This window comes from Caballeronia sordidicola (assembly GCF_002220365.1).
Classification (GTDB): domain Bacteria; phylum Pseudomonadota; class Gammaproteobacteria; order Burkholderiales; family Burkholderiaceae; genus Caballeronia; species Caballeronia sordidicola_C.
On record NZ_MTHB01000019.1, the window covers coordinates 1 to 3,969 of the forward strand.

Sequence of the window (3,969 nt, forward strand, 5' to 3'; positions counted from 1 at the left end):
CACCGTCCAACCCGATCTTTCAATCGCTGCGTGGTACGGCGTTAAGCCATGACAGTCTGCAATATTTGCTGGACAAGCATCTCGCGGTAGCGCGCCTTCACTGCCCCTCACTCATCAGTAAGAAAGTAACGCCGCACAGTTTGAGACATTCATTGGCGATGAATTTGCTGCACCATGGCGCAGATCGCGTCGTGATCGCCCTCTGGCTCGGTCACGAATCGGTGGAAACCACTGCCATTTATTTCCAGGCGGATATGCAACTAAAAGAACAGGCGCTGGCGAAGGCCGCGACCACCGATGTGCAAGCACCGCGTTTCCGTCCCAATGATCACCTGCTGGCCTTCTTGAAGACCCTCTGATTATTCCGTATTGGCGCGGCTCCCAGGCCGGGTATTCTCCGGGGATTGCAGGCCCCGGAGATCGATATGCGGAATAATCCGGGACTCGGAATAATGCCTCTAATTCCGCATGCGGAATTAGAGGCATACGTTTATCACGAACTGCCTGCTTCGCTGGTATCGACACAAGATCAATGTCGATAACGCAATCGTATCGTTATCCACTTATGTGGGGCATGTTCGCGTTACTGACACCTATTGGTATGTCAGCACCGTCCCTGAACTGATGGCCTCAGTCTCTGAACGCTTCGAACGTTATGCACGGGAGATTTCAAATGACTAGCTCCGATCCAGCAGTGCGGTTTTCGACCTTGATTCAACAGTTCTTTATGGACCGTTTGATCGAGCAGCGCAACGTCAGTCCTCGCACTGCGGCCAGCTACCGCGATACCTTCCGGTTGCTGTTCAGCTTCGCGGAGAATGACTTGAACAAGTCACCACATAAGCTCCGGCTAGCCGACTTCAATGCAGAGCTGATTCTTGCTTTCCTCAAATATCTGGAGACTACACGTCACAACGCGATCCGCAGCCGGAACGCGCGGCTGGCTGCGATCCGGTCTTTTGCTCACTATGCAGCGTTACAGGAGCCTTCGGCGCTGCCCGGGCTTCAGCGCGTGCTGGCCATTCCCATGAAACGCTTCGACAGACCCATGGTCGGTTTCCTCAGTCGAGACGAAATGCAGTGCATCCTTGCAGCTCCTGCTGCAAACAGTTGGTGCGGTCAGCGCGACCAGGCTATGCTGGCTACGCTCTACAACACGGGTGCACGGGTATCTGAACTAATAGCTATGCGCGTCGGGGATGTCGTATTGGACCGTGGCGCCTGCGCAAACCCGCACGGCAAGGGACGAAAGGAGCGAACCGTGCCACTGTGGGCTAGTACTGCGAAGCAAATCCGCCGCTGGCTACACCAGATTGATCCAGATCCGAATCAGTGGCTCTTTCCTAATCGTGCCGGCGGCCAGATAACACGGTCCGGCGTAACAGATCGACTTAAGCTCGCTGCGGCTGGCGCTTCAATCCGCTGTCCGCAACTCAAGACGCGAAGCGTCACTCCACACATCGTTAGACACGCCACGGCCATGCACATGCTTCAGGCTGGTGTAGACGTCACGTTGATTGCCTTGTGGCTTGGCCATGAAAGTACCGCCACCACCCATATGTACATCGAAGCCGATCTCGCCATGAAACAGCGGGCACTGAACTCCATTCAAGCACCGCAATTCAAACAGCACCGGTTTTGTCCGCCGAAAGACATTCTCGCCTTTCTTGACGGACTATGATTATGCTTGCTTGGTGGGTCGCCCTCATTAACCGTACAGCATGAACGTATTGCGTTGCCGAAGCTCCTCAAGAGAGACGTCCGGCCCCAGGGCGGTCGGACGCACGACTGACGGCAAGGCGCAGAAAGTAGGACTCTGCATAATTCGGTTACGTGGATAAGAACGGGAAGTGCGCCCGTTTGCTACCAGCAGAAAATCGTGGTTGTTCAATGATACGGTGGCCGGCGCGAAAGCCAGTGCAACGATCTACAGCTTGATGCTCACCTGTCGGGCGTGCAACGTTGAGCCGTTCGAGTACTTGTGCGAAGTGCTCACCGAGTTGCCGCAGCGCGCGGCCGGTGCCGACGTGAGCGACTTGTTGCCATTCAACATCGGCGAGCGGCTCGCTCGACGCAAACCAACCTCCGACTAACGCTTCTAATGCGTCGGCTCCACGCCGACGCTCACTCCCATCCTTCGCTTTGGACATCGCCGACCTCGGTCGTCGCGGTGCGGCCCTGTTCGTCATGTCAACGTGTGCTTAATTGAGCGATTACCATAGTCGCGCCCGACTGTTGATGCCTTACCCGGTACCGGAGGCAGATCTGGTGCGCTCAATCCGATCGCCTGAACACTGGGCTTCTCATCGACGCTGACGGTGTAGATAGGGTTGGGTCGCGCATCATGAACGGCACTCTCCAGGTCGAGCGAGACATCCCGGTTGACCATCAGAACTTCCTGCATCTTGCGGTCGAACTCGGGGGCTCGTTTTTCCAGGTAGTAGCGAATCTTGCGGGGCTTGATCTCGTCCTCATTGAGGATGCGGCACAAGGTGGTTTTGTCAACGTTGGCCAGGCGAGCGAAGCCCGCGGCCTCGGCTCCCTCAGCCACAAACCTCGCCAGTGCGGAGATCGTCGATGAGCGACTCAGATTGGCCCCGATCCGCCGTTCGCACTCGCGTGACCACTACGTTCACTTCCAGCAAGGTACAACCGCCGCTCGCGTCGCCGAATTGGATGGCAAGCCATCGGTATAGCCCTATTTGATCAGACGATCCAGCCTGTGAATACCGTGAGGCTTTCGCTTTTCGTGGCGCTGACTTCAAAACATTTTAGCGGTTTATGCCTATCGGGAATGACTGTTATCGACAGCACCCGCCTTCTTCGCGTCGGGCTCGTGCTTCATCATCCGCTCATCGTGTCCCGCAAAGGGGCACCCAGTGAGCGCTCTTTCAAGCTTGTGTTTCATAACTTGCTCACGGTCAACCATCGAGGAAATACACAATGAGCGCGTTCCAAACTTACACGGTCGACAATGCACCGGCCGCATCGAAGGCCAGGCTGAAAGATACGAAACGGACCTTCGGCTTCGTACCGAACCTTCGGGGAATATGGCCGAATCACCGGAACTGCTCGCCGGATGCTCGGCACTGTGGGCCCTCTTTTCGAAGAGCACGCTGAAGCCGCACGAGCAACAGGTTGTCTATCTGACCTCCAACTTCGAGAACGACTGTGACTATTGCATGGCCGGTCACACCACGCTCGCGAAGATGATCAAGATGGATGCCGGCGTGAATACCGCGCACCTCGCCGGCACGTCGCTCCCCGATACCGGACTCGAGGCTCTGCATCGATTCACAACGCTAGTGGTGCAAGAAAGGGGCTTCGTTCTTAACGCTGAAGTCGAGACCTTCCTCGCCGCTGGCTACACGCTCCAAAACGTACTCGAAGTCATGTTGGGCGTGGCAGCCAAAGTAATGAGCAACTACACGAACTACATTTGCGTAAGCCATATTCGTAGTGCTTCTTCTTCCCGACCACCCTCACTATTTCGGGGCCTGTAAACATCATGATTGAAATAGGTGAATTTCAGATCGATCTGGAAATGCGCACTTTGCTGAAAAACGGCGAGGTTGTGCATGTCGGATCTCGCGCCTTCGACATCCTTGCCGTCGTCGCTTCGGCTGCGGGACGTCTCGTGACGAAAGACGAGATGATGAATGCCGTCTGGCCCAACACCGTCGTGGAAGAAAACAACCTCCAAGTCCATATGTCGGCGCTGCGCAAAATCTTGGGTACGGACCGCGATCTGATCCTCACCGTGCCGGGCCGCGGCTATCGCCTTCTCCAGCGGCGGAAAACCGTCCTGTCTCCCGAAACCGCGTCGCAGGCATCCGGAGGGCGTCCCCTTCCACCATCGACGTCCAAGCTTTTTGGACGCGACTGCGCAGTCAAGCAGATCCGCTCGATGCTGGCAAACTCACATGTGCTGACGTTGGTCGGCGCGGGCGGTATCGGCAAGACGACACT

At 56.3% G+C, this 3,969-nt stretch carries 4 protein-coding genes and 2 pseudogenes; 5 read left to right on the forward strand and 1 reads right to left on the reverse strand.

Annotation, left to right across the window (positions count from 1 at the left end):
- The 3 genes and pseudogenes from BSU04_RS01955 to BSU04_RS01970 form a co-directional block, all read left to right on the forward strand.
- On the forward strand, nt 1-359 hold a 359-nt coding region (locus BSU04_RS01955), incomplete at its 5' end, for a tyrosine-type recombinase/integrase (protein ID WP_179258173.1).
- Nucleotides 360-673: 314 nt separating this feature from the next.
- Nucleotides 674-1,681, forward strand: coding sequence for a tyrosine-type recombinase/integrase (locus BSU04_RS01965; protein ID WP_089159011.1), 1,008 nt, complete (start codon nt 674-676; stop codon nt 1,679-1,681).
- A gap of 160 nt (nt 1,682-1,841) precedes the next feature.
- Nucleotides 1,842-2,093, forward strand: a pseudogene (locus tag BSU04_RS01970) (transposase domain-containing protein); the annotation flags it as partial.
- Nucleotides 2,094-2,218: 125 nt separating this feature from the next.
- Here the strand turns inward: BSU04_RS01970 and BSU04_RS01975 are convergent.
- Nucleotides 2,219-2,575, reverse strand: a pseudogene (locus BSU04_RS01975) (IS630-like element ISCARN21 family transposase); the annotation flags it as partial.
- 475 nt (nt 2,576-3,050) lie between these two features.
- Here BSU04_RS01975 and BSU04_RS01980 point away from each other — a divergent pair.
- Both BSU04_RS01980 and BSU04_RS01985 read left to right on the forward strand, forming a co-directional pair.
- Nucleotides 3,051-3,503, forward strand: coding sequence for a carboxymuconolactone decarboxylase family protein (locus tag BSU04_RS01980; RefSeq protein ID WP_256982012.1), 453 nt, complete (start codon nt 3,051-3,053; stop codon nt 3,501-3,503).
- A 5-nt stretch (nt 3,504-3,508) separates the two neighbouring features.
- Nucleotides 3,509-3,969 (forward strand): winged helix-turn-helix domain-containing protein (locus BSU04_RS01985; protein ID WP_144021101.1); only part of this gene is annotated, 461 nt, incomplete at its 3' end.